Annotated in this window: 14 protein-coding genes; 11 read left to right on the top strand and 3 right to left on the bottom strand. The window is 62.8% G+C overall.

Annotation, left to right across the window (positions count from 1 at the left end; all coding sequences use genetic code 11):
- Positions 1-52 precede the first annotated feature (52 nt).
- From flgB to flgL, 11 genes are all read left to right on the top strand, one after another.
- Entirely contained in the window at positions 53-463 is a 411-nt protein-coding gene (gene flgB, locus ABKF58_RS18285; RefSeq protein ID WP_014086724.1) for a flagellar basal body rod protein FlgB, read from the top strand.
- Positions 464-465: 2 nt separating this feature from the next.
- Positions 466-876, top strand: a complete 411-nt coding sequence (flgC, locus tag ABKF58_RS18280) for a flagellar basal body rod protein FlgC (RefSeq protein ID WP_008953790.1) — start codon at positions 466-468, stop codon at positions 874-876.
- A gap of 17 nt (positions 877-893) precedes the next feature.
- Positions 894-1586 (top strand): flagellar hook assembly protein FlgD, encoded by a 693-nt coding sequence (locus ABKF58_RS18275; protein WP_008953791.1) that lies wholly within the window; start codon positions 894-896, stop codon positions 1584-1586.
- Between the two features lie 36 nt (positions 1587-1622).
- Positions 1623-2882, top strand: coding sequence for a flagellar hook protein FlgE (flgE, locus tag ABKF58_RS18270; RefSeq protein ID WP_482582559.1), 1260 nt, complete (start codon positions 1623-1625; stop codon positions 2880-2882).
- A gap of 22 nt (positions 2883-2904) precedes the next feature.
- The gene (gene flgF, locus ABKF58_RS18265) at positions 2905-3645 is read left to right on the top strand and encodes a flagellar basal-body rod protein FlgF (protein ID WP_008953793.1); all 741 of its coding nucleotides are present in this window, start codon (positions 2905-2907) and stop codon (positions 3643-3645) included.
- A 36-nt stretch (positions 3646-3681) separates the two neighbouring features.
- Positions 3682-4464: a flagellar basal-body rod protein FlgG gene (flgG, locus tag ABKF58_RS18260; protein ID WP_008953794.1), complete on the top strand. Its 783-nt coding sequence runs from the start codon at positions 3682-3684 to the stop codon at positions 4462-4464.
- A gap of 30 nt (positions 4465-4494) precedes the next feature.
- Entirely contained in the window at positions 4495-5178 is a 684-nt protein-coding gene (locus tag ABKF58_RS18255) for a flagellar basal body L-ring protein FlgH (RefSeq protein ID WP_482582557.1), read from the top strand.
- Positions 5179-5214: 36 nt separating this feature from the next.
- A complete protein-coding gene (locus tag ABKF58_RS18250) occupies positions 5215-6315 on the top strand; it encodes a flagellar basal body P-ring protein FlgI (protein ID WP_014086727.1) in 1101 nt (366 codons plus the stop codon).
- Positions 6316-6407: 92 nt separating this feature from the next.
- The gene (gene flgJ, locus ABKF58_RS18245; RefSeq protein ID WP_482582555.1) at positions 6408-7376 is read left to right on the top strand and encodes a flagellar assembly peptidoglycan hydrolase FlgJ; all 969 of its coding nucleotides are present in this window, start codon (positions 6408-6410) and stop codon (positions 7374-7376) included.
- 48 nt (positions 7377-7424) lie between these two features.
- Entirely contained in the window at positions 7425-9221 is a 1797-nt protein-coding gene (gene flgK / locus ABKF58_RS18240) for a flagellar hook-associated protein FlgK (RefSeq protein ID WP_482582553.1), read from the top strand.
- Between the two features lie 24 nt (positions 9222-9245).
- Positions 9246-10160, top strand: coding sequence for a flagellar hook-associated protein FlgL (gene flgL, locus ABKF58_RS18235; RefSeq protein WP_041702881.1), 915 nt, complete (start codon positions 9246-9248; stop codon positions 10158-10160).
- Positions 10161-10224: 64 nt separating this feature from the next.
- On the opposite strand, the gene astE is transcribed toward flgL, so the two are convergent.
- From astE to ABKF58_RS18220, 3 genes are all read right to left on the bottom strand, one after another.
- Positions 10225-11238 (bottom strand): succinylglutamate desuccinylase, encoded by a 1014-nt coding sequence (gene astE / locus ABKF58_RS18230; RefSeq protein WP_482582551.1) that lies wholly within the window; start codon positions 11236-11238, stop codon positions 10225-10227.
- A gap of 225 nt (positions 11239-11463) precedes the next feature.
- Positions 11464-12255: an enoyl-CoA hydratase-related protein gene (locus tag ABKF58_RS18225; protein ID WP_482582549.1), complete on the bottom strand. Its 792-nt coding sequence runs from the start codon at positions 12253-12255 to the stop codon at positions 11464-11466.
- A 20-nt stretch (positions 12256-12275) separates the two neighbouring features.
- Positions 12276-13064: an alpha/beta fold hydrolase gene (locus ABKF58_RS18220; protein ID WP_482582547.1), complete on the bottom strand. Its 789-nt coding sequence runs from the start codon at positions 13062-13064 to the stop codon at positions 12276-12278.
- Between the last annotated feature and the right edge of the window lie 146 nt (positions 13065-13210).

Genomic DNA, 13210 nt, shown 5'->3' with positions numbered 1-13210 from the left:
GTGATCGTGTTGGCATGAAAAATGCTTTTGGGGTGTCATCCAGGAGAAGGTCATGCTCGACAAGATTGCCCACTATTTCGATTTCCAGCAGCAGGCGCTCACTCTGCGCGCCAAGCGCGCCGAGGTGATCGCCAGCAACATCGCCAACGCCGATACGCCGAACTACAAGGCGGTGGATCTCGATTTCGCGTCGGCGCTGCAGTCGGCGCAGGGCACGCAATCGCGTCTGGCCCTGAACGTCACCGACCCGGCGCATATCGCCTCGTCGTCTGGCGCGGGCGGAGCCGGCGCTCCCGAGCTCAAGTACCGCAGCGCGGTGCAGCGCAGCCTGGACGGCAACACCGTGGACATGGACGTCGAGCGCGCGGCCTTCACTGACAACGCCATGCAATACCAGTCCACGCTGACCTTTCTCAATCGCCGCATCTCCAGCCTGAACGAAGCCATCAAGGGAGGTCAGTAAGCATGTCGCTGAGCAACGTCTTCACCATTGCCGGTTCAGCGCTGACCGCGCAGTCGATGCGCCTCAACGTGGTCGCGAGCAACATCGCCAACGCCGAGAGCGCCACCAGCTCGACCGGCCAGCCCTACCAGGGGCGGCACGTGGTGTTCACCGCCATCCCGGTGTCGGCCACTCAGCCGCAGGTGGCCGGCGTGCGCGTGACCTCGGTGGTGGAAGACACCACCCCGCCGCGCCTCAAATACGACCCGGGCAACCCGCTGGCCGACCAGCGCGGCTACGTCAACCTGCCCAACGTCAACCCGGTGGAGGAGATGGCCGACATGATTTCCGCCGCGCGGTCCTACCAGACCAACGTCGAACTGATGAATACCGCCAAGAACCTGCTGCAGAAGACCCTGCAGCTGGGGCAATAAGCCTGGAGGGCTGAGACATGACCGTGACGTCCACGACCAATAATCCCTACACCGTTTTGAACACCGGCAACAGCACCTCGTCGTCCTCTGTCTCGGCGTCCTCGGCGGAAGGTATCCAGAACCGCTTCCTGACGCTCTTGACCACCCAGCTCAAGTCGCAGGACCCGCTGAATCCGATGGAAAACAACGAGATCACCTCGCAGATGGCGCAGATCAGCCAGGTGACCGGCCTCGAGAACCTAAGCAAATCGATCAACTCGCTGCTGCAGAGCCAGTACGGCACCCAGTCGCTGCTGGCGGCCTCGCTGGTCGGCAAGAGCGCGATGATCGACGGCAACACCCTCACCCTGGCGCAAGGCGGCACGGCGCAGGGCGGCGTGATTCTCGATGGCTCGGCGCAGAACCTGGCGATCACCGTGAAGAACGCGAACGGCGAGGTGATCGATACCTTCACCATGAACAATGTCGACAGCGGCCTGACCACTTTCAACTGGGACGGCACCGACAAGGACGGCAACGCCGCCGCCGCCGGGGTGTACACCTTCAGCGTCGCCGCCACCAACGAGAGCAACGGCAAGACCACGTCGGTGACGGCCGAGCCGCTCTCCAACCAGCACGTCGACGCCGTGGTGTGGGACAAGGGCAGCCCCTACATCGTGACGCCGCAAGGTGGCCGCGTGGCCATCGCCAATATCGTTCAAGTGTCTTGATGCTGCAGTACTGAAAGCGTACCGGGAGAGTAAGAAATGGGTTTCCAACAGGGTTTGAGTGGCCTGGCTGCAGCGTCCAAGCAACTGGAAGTGGTCGGCAACAACGTGGCCAACGCCAGCACCAACGGCTTCAAGCGTTCACGCTCCGAGTTCGCCGACATGTACGGCTCCAGCCTCTACGGTGTCTCCAACGCCCAGGCCGGCATCGGCGTACGCACGGCGGAGGTCAGCCAGTTGTTCGACCAGGGCAACATCAACTCCACCGGCAACAACCTGGACCTCGCCATTTCCGGCAAAGGCTTCTTCGTCCTGAAGTCGCCCAGTGCGGCGTCCAGCCAGGATGCCTACAGCCGCAACGGCGCCTTCCAGGTCGATGCCAACGGCTATCTGGTCAACGGCGACGGCTACAAGCTGCAAGGTTATGCCGCCCAGAACGGCGTGATCCAGTACACCGCCACCCCGGTCGACCTGCAATTCCAGACCAGCCTGATCTCGCCGACCGCGACCAGCAACGTCGATCTGGGCGTCAATCTGAACTCCAGTGCGACGGTCATCAGCCCGACGCCGACGGTGAACCCGACGGATACCAGTACTTACAATTCCGCCACCTCGGTCAAGGTCTACGACAGCCTGGGCAATACCCACGACCTCAGCTTCTACTTCGTCAAGGGCACGCCCACCGCGACCGGCACCGACTGGACCGTCAACCTCTATGTCGATGGCACGGCAGTCACCTCGCCCGCCGGGCCGCAGACGCTGAGCTTCGATACCAACGGCGTTTTGACCAGCGGTGGCGTACTCAGCAACATTCAGTACACGGCGACCACGCCTAACGGCAGCACGACGCCGATGACCATTGCCACGGTCGATCTCAGCAAGTCGACCCAGTTCAACTCCTCGTTCGGGGTCAACTCGCTGTCGGCCGACGGTAATGCGCCCGGCACCCTGACCAGCACCAACATCAACAACCAGGGCATCATCGAGGCCACCTATTCCAACGGCAAGACCGTGGCCATCGGCCAGGTGGCGCTGGCCAACTTCACCAACGTCCAGGGCTTGCAGTCGATGGGCGGCAACCTGTGGAAGGATGTGGCCAGCTCCACCGGCGGCGCCAAGGTCGGTGCGCCGATGTCCGCCGATCTGGGCGAAATCCAATCCCAGGCGCTGGAACAATCGAACGTCGATCTGAACTCCGAACTGGTGGACATGATCGTGGCGCAACGCTTCTACCAGGCCAACGCCCAGTCGATCAAGACCGAAGACACCATCCTGCAGACCCTGATCAACCTGCGCTGAGCATTAACAGGATAACGGCACCATGGACCGCATGATCTACCTGGCGATGACCGGCGCCAAACACGTGATGACGCAGCAGGCCACCACCTCGCAGAACCTGGCCAACGTGCACACCAACGGCTACAAGGCCGACCAGGTCTCGTTCCGCGCCTTGCCGGTGGTAGGCGACGGTGCGCCGACCCGCACCTACGTGGTCGACAACACCATCGGCCATGACCTGTCACAGGGCAGCCTGCAGCAGACCGGCAACGACACCGACTTCGCCCTGGGCACCCCGGGTTTCTTCACGGTGCAGACAGCCGATGGCCGCGAAGCCTATAGCCGCGACGGCGGCTTCGTCGCTGATCCCAACGGCATGCTGCGCACCCGCAGCGGCTTGCCCATCCTCGGCGATGGCGGGCCGATCACCGTCCCGACCGGCTCCAGCGTGGTGATCGGTCCGGATGGCACGGTGGTGACCACACCCACGAGCGGTGCCGATCGCACCCCGCAGATCGCCGGCCAGCTCAAGCTGGTCAACCCGGGCGAGCGCGCCGTGTACAAGGGAGAGGATGGCCTGTTCCGCCTCAACGCGGGCGGCAACGCCACGGCCTCGGACGACGTCAAGGTGGTGTCGGGGGCCTTGGAAGGCAGCAACGTCAATGCGGTGGAAAGCCTGGTGCAGATGATTTCCCATGCGCGCCAGTTCGATCTCAACGTCAAGCTGATGCAGACCTCCGACCAGAACGAACAAAAAGCCAGCCAGATTCTCGCCTTGAGCTGAGAGGTTGGCCGAAGCCCAAAATAAGGAACACTCGCCATGATGCGCGCCCTCTACATCGCCAAGACCGGCATGGACTCCAGCCAGTTCCAGCTGGACGTGGTCTCCAACAACCTGGCCAACTCCAATACCAAGGGGTTCAAGAAAGGCCACGCGGTCTTCGAAGATTTGTACTACCAGACCCTGCGCCAGCCGGGGTCGCAACTGACCAACGGCAACAGCCTGCCGACCGGGCTGCAAGTCGGTACCGGCTCCACCGTGGTGGCGACCGCGCGCATCCACTCACAAGGCAACCTGGAATCGACCGAACAGCCGCTCGACCTGGCCATCAACGGTGACGGCTTCTTCCGCGTGCAACAGCCGGATGGCACCATCGCCTACACCCGCAACGGCGAATTCCGTCGCAACGAGAACGGCGACATCGTCAACTCGTCCGGTTATCTGCTCGATCCGGCGATCAACATCCCGGCTAACGCCACCGGCATCACCATTTCGGAAGCGGGCGTGGTGCAATATACCCAGCCCAATAGCACCGCCCCCACCACCGCCGGCACCATCCAGCTGACCACCTTTATCAACCCGCAAGGTCTGCAGAGCATCGGCCAGAACCTCTACCTGCAAACCCAGGCGTCTGGCGACCCGCAGGATGGCGACCCCAACACCGATGGTCGCGGCAGTGTGCGCTCGGGCTTTCTCGAGGATTCCAACGTCAACGTCACCGAAGAGCTGGTCAACATGATCACCGCGCAGCGTTCGTTCGAAATGAACTCGCGTGCGATCAAGACAGCGGACGAGATGCTGCAGCGGATTGCCCAGTTATAATGCTGGCGTCGACCAGCTAGAGGCCCTGTGATGAAAGCGATTTTCGGTGTGATGGCCATGCTGGCCGTGGCGTTGTCCGGGTGTGCCGTGCCCGAGCCGCCCATCGTGCAGCAGCCGATGAGCGCGCGGCCCCAGCCGGCGCCGCAGGCCTTGCCCGGCAACGGCTCCATCTTCCAGGCCGGAAGCTACCAGCCCATCTTTGCCGACCGCGTTCCGGCACGGGTGGGCGATACGCTGACGGTCACCATCGAAGAGAAAACCACCACGGCGGCCTCCGAGCAGACCACCGGCAAGCGTACCTCGTCGCTCAGCAACAGCATGGGGGCGGGTCTGCAGCTTCCCTTCGTTCCCGATTATCTCGAAAAGAAACTGGCAGGGGCCTCCCTGTCGGCCGACGGCTCGGCCAGCTCGGGCGGCAAGGGCACCAACCAGGCGAGCTCCTCGTTCGTCAGCTCGATCACGGTGACCGTGATCGACGTGCTGGCCAACGGCAATCTGGTGGTGAGCGGGGAGAAGCAGGTACGGCTCAATGGCGATACCGAATACATCCGGCTGTCCGGGGTAGTGAACCCGCGTGACATCAAGACCGGCAATACGGTCTCCTCCACCAAGGTGGCCGATGCCCGTATCGAGCAGCAATCCAAGGGCAACAACCGCTCGTTTGCCGAGCCGGGCTGGCTGACCAAGTTTTTCATGACGGTGCTGCCATTCTGATGGTGGCGATGGCCGGTGCTTTATAGCGGGATGGGAATGAAACGTTTTCTAGGTATGCTGCTGGTCGGGGTGTTGGCCATGTCTCCGGCCTTGGCCACGCAGCGGCTCAAGGATATCGCCTCGATCGGCGGTGTTCGCACCAACCAGCTGATCGGCTATGGCCTGGTGGTCGGGCTCGACGGCAGTGGTGACAAGGCCACCTCGTCACCGTTCACATCGCAGTCGATGTCGAGCATGCTCAACCAGCTCGGGGTGCAGATCCCGGTCGGAACCAAGCTCGATCCGAAGAACGTCGCCGCCGTTACCGTCACCGGAACCCTGCCGCCGTTTGCGCGCCAGGGGCAGGCCATCGACGTGACCGTTTCCTCCATCGGTGACGCCAAGAGCCTGCGCGGCGGCACGCTGCTGATGTCACCACTGAAAGGTGCGGACGGGCAGATCTACGCGATGGCGCAGGGTAACGTGGTGGTGGGCGGCGCCGGGGCCTCTGCTGCCGGCAGTTCGGCACAGGTCAACCATCTGAGCGTCGGCCGCATTCCCGCCGGGGCGACGGTGGAACGCGAGGTTCCGACCGCGCTGGGCTCGGGCGGCGTAGTCCAGCTCGAGCTGTTCGAGTCCGACTTCACCACTGCCAATCGGGTGGTGCAGGCCATCAACCGCGAGCTTGGCGATGGCGTGGCCCGTGCGTTGGATGGCAGGCTGGTGGAAGTGGTCGCTCCACAAGACGCCAATCGCCGCGTGCAGTTCCTGTCCCGGATGGAAAATATTGCCGTGACACCGGCAGAAGCTTCCCCTCTGGTCATTCTCAATGCCCGTACCGGTTCGGTGGTGATGAACCAGTCCGTGACCATCGACCCCTGCGCCGTGGCGCACGGCAACCTCTCGGTCTCGGTCAGCAGCACCCCGCAGGTGAGCCAGCCGGCGCCCCTATCGGGTGGGCAGACGGTCGTCACCAACCAGGCCAGCGTCAACGTCAAGAGCGAAGGGGGCAAGGTGATCGGGCTGCCGCGCGGGGCCAACCTGTCCCAGGTGGTGAACGCGCTGAATGCGCTCGGCGCCACGCCACAGGACTTGTTGTCCATTTTGCAGGCCATGAAAGCGGCCGGCGCACTCAAGGCGGAGCTGCAGATCATCTGAGTGAAGCGGCCGGTGTTTGGTGGCAAGGGGAGGGATAGCCCTCCCTTTTTCATTGGCCCGTTTCTTGCTTTTTCTGCACCGAGGAGATCAGGATGAGTGTCAGTTTTCCAACGTTGCCGAACGATGCCAGCACGGCCAGCCAGCGCCTCGCCGTCGACCCCGGTCAGACCGCCGCCTTGCAGGTAGCCGCACGCAAAGACCCGCAAGCCGCGATCAAGGCCGCCGCACAACAGTTCGAGTCCCTGTTCATGGGAACCTTGTTGAAGACCATGCGCGAGACGTCGTTCGATGGCGAGGAGGACAGCAATGCCATGGGCACCTACCGCGGCATGCTGGACCAGCAATTGCTCCAGACCATGAGCAAATCGGGAGGGGTGGGCCTGGCCGATGTCCTGTCGCGGCAGCTGGCCCATGCCGCGCAACTGGATAATGATGCGTCCCCCACGGTCGAGCGCTTGGCACCGGCGTCCTCCATGTTGCCGATGGTCAACCAGGCCATCCGTGCGTATCAGACCATGCAGTCGAAGGCGGCTGTAGGGTTGACCAACCCCGCAAGCGAAGCCCCAAGCCTGACGACGGGCGCCGTGGGCGGCACGGCCGAATCCTTCGTGACCTCCCTGTTACCTCACGCCAGGGACGCCGCCCAGCAACTGGGGGTAGCGCCGGAACTGGTGCTGGCGCACGCCGCGCTCGAGAGCGGCTGGGGAAAACGCTCGATCAAGACGGCTGACGGCAAGGAGAGTCACAACCTGTTTGGCATCAAGGCCGGCGCCAACTGGCAGGGCGATTCCGTCGATGTCTTGACCACCGAGTACGTGAACGGCAATGCCGTCAAGAAAATAGATAAATTCCGCGCCTACGCGTCCTACAGTGAGGCCTTTGCCGACTACGCCAAGTTGCTCTCCGGTTCGTCGCGCTACCAGTCCGCCCTGAACCAGGGGGGCGACATGCTGGCATTCGCGCGAGGGCTGCAAAGTGGAGGCTATGCCACCGATCCCCACTACGCCCAGAAGCTGGTGGGGGTGATGGGTGCGGTTTCCCAGCGTTCTCGCGGGGCTTAAGGCTCAAGATCGTGCCGGGCAGGCCGATATAGCAATCAGAGGTGCGATATGGGTACGAGTATTTTTTCGATCGGCGTCAGCGGGCTGAATGCGGCGCAAGGCGCCCTGACGGTGACCAGCCACAACATCAGCAACGTCAACACTGCCGGCTACACCCGTCAGGTGACGCAGCAGGCTGCGCGTTACCCGCAGAGTGCCAGCTACGGTTTCATCGGGCAGGGGGTCGACCTGACCCACGTCAACCGGGTCTACGACGATTACCTGACCCAGCAGGTGCAAAGCGCCCAGGCCACGGATAGTTACTACTCGGGCCAGCTGGATTTCCTCAAGCAGGTGGACTCGCTGATGGCCGATTCGACGGTCGGTGTCAGTCCCTCGCTGCAGGACTTCTTCGGCAGCCTGCAAACCCTGTCGTCCGACCCGTCGGCCATCCCCAGCCGGCAGACGGCGATCAACAATGCCCAGGCATTGGCCACCAAGTTTCGCACCCTGGATGGCCAGCTGCAGGAAATGGCCAGCGGGGTGAGCACCCGCATCAAAGCCTCTGTGGACACCATCAATGGTTTGGCCAGCCAGATCGCGGACCTCAACCAGCGCATCTCCGGTCTGACCGTGAAGACCTCCGGCGGCACCACGCTCAGTGCCCCCAATGATCTCTTGGATCAGCGCGACCAGGCCATTCTGGAGCTCAACAAACAGGTGAAGGCCTCGGTGGTGCCGCAATCGGATGGCTCCTACAGCGTGTTCATCGGCAACGGACAGACCCTGGTGCTAGGTAACCAGGCCAACCAGCTCGCCACGCAGCCGGACCCGGCCGATCCACAGCAACTGCAACTGGTGTACCAGAGCACCAGTGGCAGCAATACGGTGATTCCGACCAGCCTGATCCAGGGAGGGGCGTTGGGTGGGCTGCTCGACTTTCGGGATAATACCCTGACCGAGGCACGGACCCGGCTGGGCAATCTGGCCATCGATTTCGCCACCGCGATCAATTATCAGCAGCAACTCGGGCTGGATCTGAATGGCCAGCCCGGCCAGCCCTTGTTCACCGACCTGAGCGCTTACGCCAGTGATCCGCGCGGTGCGGCCAGTGCCTTGCAGGTGACCATGACCGATCCGAAGGGATTGGCTACCGCATCCAACCTGAAACCGGGCAGCCCGGCGGTATCGCCGACCGGTAGTGGTCTCACCATCAGCGGGGTCTACAGTACCTTGCCGGGTAATTATGGCTGGTCGTCCGCCAGTGCCGCCGGCGCACCGGACGTGACCGCCCATCCGTCTTACAACCTGACCAGCCTTTCGATCGACAGCACGACCATGACGGCGACCGTCGTCAACGGTGCCGGGACGACCACGTACAACGTGGTGCCGCAGCCGAACGTCGAGAACGGATACAAGCTGGTATCGGGCAGCCCGGCCGTCGATGCCGGCATTGCATTCAAGCTCTCGGGCCAGTTGACCACGGGACTGACGCTGTCCGTCGTTCCCAATGCGGCCCCGATCGGAGCCGGTGACAACGCCAACCTGCTGGAAATGACCAAGCTGCAGACGCGGCCACTAGTCGACGATGACCGTGCCGATACCAGTTCGTCGCTGACCTCCTTCGCTTCCCACTATGCCAGCATGGTCAGTTATGTCGGCAGCGTGACCAACGAGGTGGCGGTGACCTCCACGGCCCAGACCAATGTCCTGCAGGAGGCGCAAAAAGCGCGCGACGCCATATCAGGGGTCAATCTCGACGAAGAGGCCGCCAACCTCATCAAGTATCAGCAGGCCTATCAGGCCTCGAGCAAGGTCATCCAGATCGCGCAGCAACTTTTCTCTTCGCTGCTGCAGATCGGCTAAGGCCAATACCGGAGACGTATAGCGATGCGAATCAGTACCAGCATGGTGTTCACTCAGGGCTACACCGGTATCCAGGGTAACCAGTACACCCTTAACAAGCTGCAGGAGCAATTGTCCACCCAGAAACGGGTCGTGGTGCCGTCGGACGATCCGGTGGCGTCGGCCCAGATGCTGGAGGTATCCCAGTCGGAAGGGCGTAACCTGCAGTTCGTCAAGAATGGCGACGCGGTCGAGTCCTCTCTGGCCATTTCTGAAACCTCGCTCAACAGTGCCAATGGTCTACTGGCCAGCTTGAAGGAGCTGGCGATTCAGGCCGGCAACGGCGGGCTGGCCACGACACAGCTGAAGATGATCCAGTCCGATGTGAAGGAGCGCTTCAATCAGCTGGTGAGTTACGCCAACACAAGCGACAGTCGCGGTAACTACCTCTATGGCGGCAACGCCATCGATAGCCCTCCCTTCGTGGCGGACAGCTCGCTCAACGTGACCTACACTGGCGATACGGGGCGTCGCGATGTGCAGATCAGCGCGGAACGGCAGGTGCCGATTACCGAGGTCGGGTCGGCCGTGTACGGAAACGCTAGCAGCGATACCGCGGTGTTCAATACGGTGCGGGATTTCTACAATCTGTTGGGTCAGGATCCGAAGCCGGCAAATTTTTCGACCCAGCTGAGCAGCATCCTCTCCGGGCTGGATGCCGCCCAAGTGAACCTGTCGACGGTCCAGGCCTCGATCGGTTCGCGGCGTAGCGAGAATGAAACACTGCAATCGGTCGGGCAGGATCTGGATGTCCAGTACAAGACGCGGCTCAGCAATTTGGACGATCTGGATCTGCCCAAGACCATCAGCGATTTCACCCTGGCACAGTCAGCGCTGCAGTATTCGCAGCTGACCTTCCAGAAGGTCAGTGGCTTGTCGCTGTTCAACTACCTGTCGTGACCCTAGGGGTGTGCTATCGAAAACAGCCGGGAAATCCCGGCTGTTTTGCTTTTAGGGCGGCTCTTCAGATGGCCACTGGCTCGATGACGATGCCGGCGCGCAGGCCATTTCCGACCTTGGGGTTGGGAAACAGGATGCGCTCGTTGCCGCCGTGGGCCTGGTAGCGCACGTCCAGGTCTTCGGCGATGACGAAGCCGTCTTCGAGCAGGGTGAAATTCTCGACCTGATCGTGCAGATAGAGATGGAACTGGTCGCTGTGTTTGACCAGGTCGTATTTGGCTCGGAACAGCTGGAAGCGTTCGTTGGCAAAGGCTGGCAGCGGATCCCGCTGGCCGCTCAGCAGCCGTCGCAAGGCCTGGTTGATGCCTTCGAAGCGTGACAGGTCGTTCTGGCCGAAGGGGCGGGCCTTGCCCAGTTCGAGGGTCAAGGCATCCGTCTGACAGTGACGGCTGGTGTAGTAAGTGAACGTGGCGGCAGGCTGGCTGTGCAGCAGCACCGTGGTGATGTCGGCCGACTCCAGCCAGCACAGCTGTTCGCGGTTGTAGTCGCGCTCGTGGAGGTAGGGGTAGATGGCAAAGCGCTCGAAGACCGAGCCGCGAATCGCGGTGTGCAGGTCGTAGTGCAGCCGCTGGCAGCCGTTCGGGGCCTGCTCGAAAAACGCCGCGGCGGCATTTTCCAGAACCTCCGCGCGCTGCGCTTCGCGGGTGGCTGGGTGCTTGGCGTGCTGGCCGTTGAACAGGCGGTTCATGTCGTAATCGAGGTAACGTTCTCCGGCCTGCATCGCGTCCGGATTGCCGAACATCAGCAGCAGGTGCACCGCCAGCGGCAGTCGGCCTTGCTCGATGTCGCGCAGAATGCCGTTGGCAACCTCGATCGGCGCGGTTTCGTTGCCGTGAACACCGCAGGAAATCAGTACGCGGTCGGTATGGTCGTCCAGTTGGGGCGGGACCAGCTCGAGAATGCCTCGCTCGCGCCAGCGTGCCGTCACACCGTTTGCCAACGGCCATTCACGTGCCATGGGAGGCTGGTCTTGCAGGGTGGCGGTAAGGAAGTCGTAGGAGAGGGAAGACTGGCTCATCGGGCACGCTTTTCGTGAGGAGGATGGCCCTATTCTTCACGAAAGGGCCGGTGCCGTCTGTAGCGGTGCCGCAGAGATGAAGTTTGATGGCGTAATTGCGGAAGTCCTTCTGCCTGGCCGGCAAGGTTGGCCGAAACGCGACCATGGCGGCGATCAGGCCGGCCCCACGTCACGCCCGTGACCGGGAGCTTGGCCGGTGCAATATCGCCGTGCCGCGGCTTGGGCTCACTCTCGATGAATCCAGGATGGTGCGCGTTGTTCGATAAACGCGGCGACGCCTTCCTGGCCTTCGGTACTGGCATGAACCTGGGCGATGCGCGCGATGGTCGTCTCGATCGCGTCAGCCGTGATGGCCCTGCCGCCCAGTTCGCGCACCAGCTGCTTGGCCTCGGCCATCGCCTGAGGGCCGTTGAGCAAGACCTGGCGGCACATCTGGGCCACCGCCATGTCCAGCTCCTCGTGCTCCACCACCAGATGGATCAGCCCCAGGCGCTTGGCCTTGCCGGCGTTGAAGCGCTCCGCAGTGATGAAGTAGCGCCGGGTGGCACGCTCGCCGATGGCGCGCATCACATACGGTGCCACCGAGGCCGGAATCATGCCGAGCTTGACGTCGGAGAAGCAAAACAGCGCTTCGGATGCGCCGATCGCGACATCGCAGCAGGCCAGCAGGCCGGCGCCGATGCCGAAGGCTGAACCCTGGACACGGGCGATGGTCGGTTTCGGGCAGTTGTCGAGGGTGCCGAGCAAGGTTGCCAGCAAGCGCGCATGCTGTTTGATTTCCTCTTGATCGAAGCCTGCCATGCGTTGCATCCAGGCGCTATCGTGGCCGGCGCAGAAGCTGATGCCTTCGGCCGCCAGCACGATGGCGCGGACGCGCGCATCCGCGATCAGGGTTTCCAGCGCGCTCGTGAGCTGGACGATCATCGTGTCGTCCAGGGCGTTATGCAGTTCCGCCCGGTTGAGCCGGAGGGTGGCAATGCCCTGGTCGTCGACGGAGTGCAGGATGGGATGCAACATGGAGGGTTCTCCCGAGTGTGTCAGGGCGTGCAGAAGCGCAGAATCTCGTGGGCGAAGATGTCCGGTGCTTCGATGTGCATGACGTGACCGATGGCCGGCAGCACATGCAGCGAGGCGCCGGGGATGCTGTTGGCGAGGATTTCCGACTGGTAGAGCGGCGTCAGGCGGTCTTCGTTGCCGACGATGACGCGGGTGGGAACCTTGATCTCGGCGAGCCAGGTGCGCGCGTCGTGGCGCTTGACCCCGGCGATCAGGCGGGTGACGGCGGGCCAGTCGACCATGCCGGCGATGATCTTCAGCTCGGCCAGCTGGGCGGCGTTGCCGACCAGGAAGCGGCTGGAGAAGAACCAGGGGATGCTCACGTCGTAGCGCAGGTCGAGGCCGCCGATAGCATCGGCGGCGATCCAGCTGTCGCTGATGCGGGAGTTCACCTCGTCCGACCAGGCCAGGGTCGAGGCCAGGAGCAGGTGCTCGAGGCATTCCGGGTGACGGTGGGCGAAGTACTGCGCCACCATGCCGCCGTAGGACAGGCCGGCCAGGTGCACCTTGTTGATCGACAGGTGTTGCAGCAGCTGCCACGCCAGCTCCGCCTGCTGTTCCAGCGGGTAGACGTCGGCGACCGGCTTGTCACTCAGGCCCTGACCGAGAAAGTCGAGCCGTAGCAGCTGGTAGTGCGCTTCGAGCGGCGGGGTCATCATGGTCCAGGCGGCCGTGGACATGGTGATGCCGTTGAACAGCACCAGCGTCTTGTCGCCGTGGCCGCTCAGTTCGTAATAGATGCTTTGTCCGTTCAGTGTGGCATGAGGCATGGCTGTGCGTCCCACCGGCATTATCCAGATTTCATTCTATTCCCAAGATTCGGCGCATGGCCAGTCAGCGTATTCCCGGTCTGAGCCACTGCACCGGCAAAACCTGCCTTTGTAATGATTGGGCGTTCATCGTCACGATCCTGTCA

The sequence above is a fragment of the Pseudogulbenkiania sp. AW2-16 genome (genome assembly GCF_056824575.1).
The sequence above is the reverse complement of the archived record's forward strand: the minus strand, read 5'-3'. Positions and strand labels throughout refer to the sequence as shown.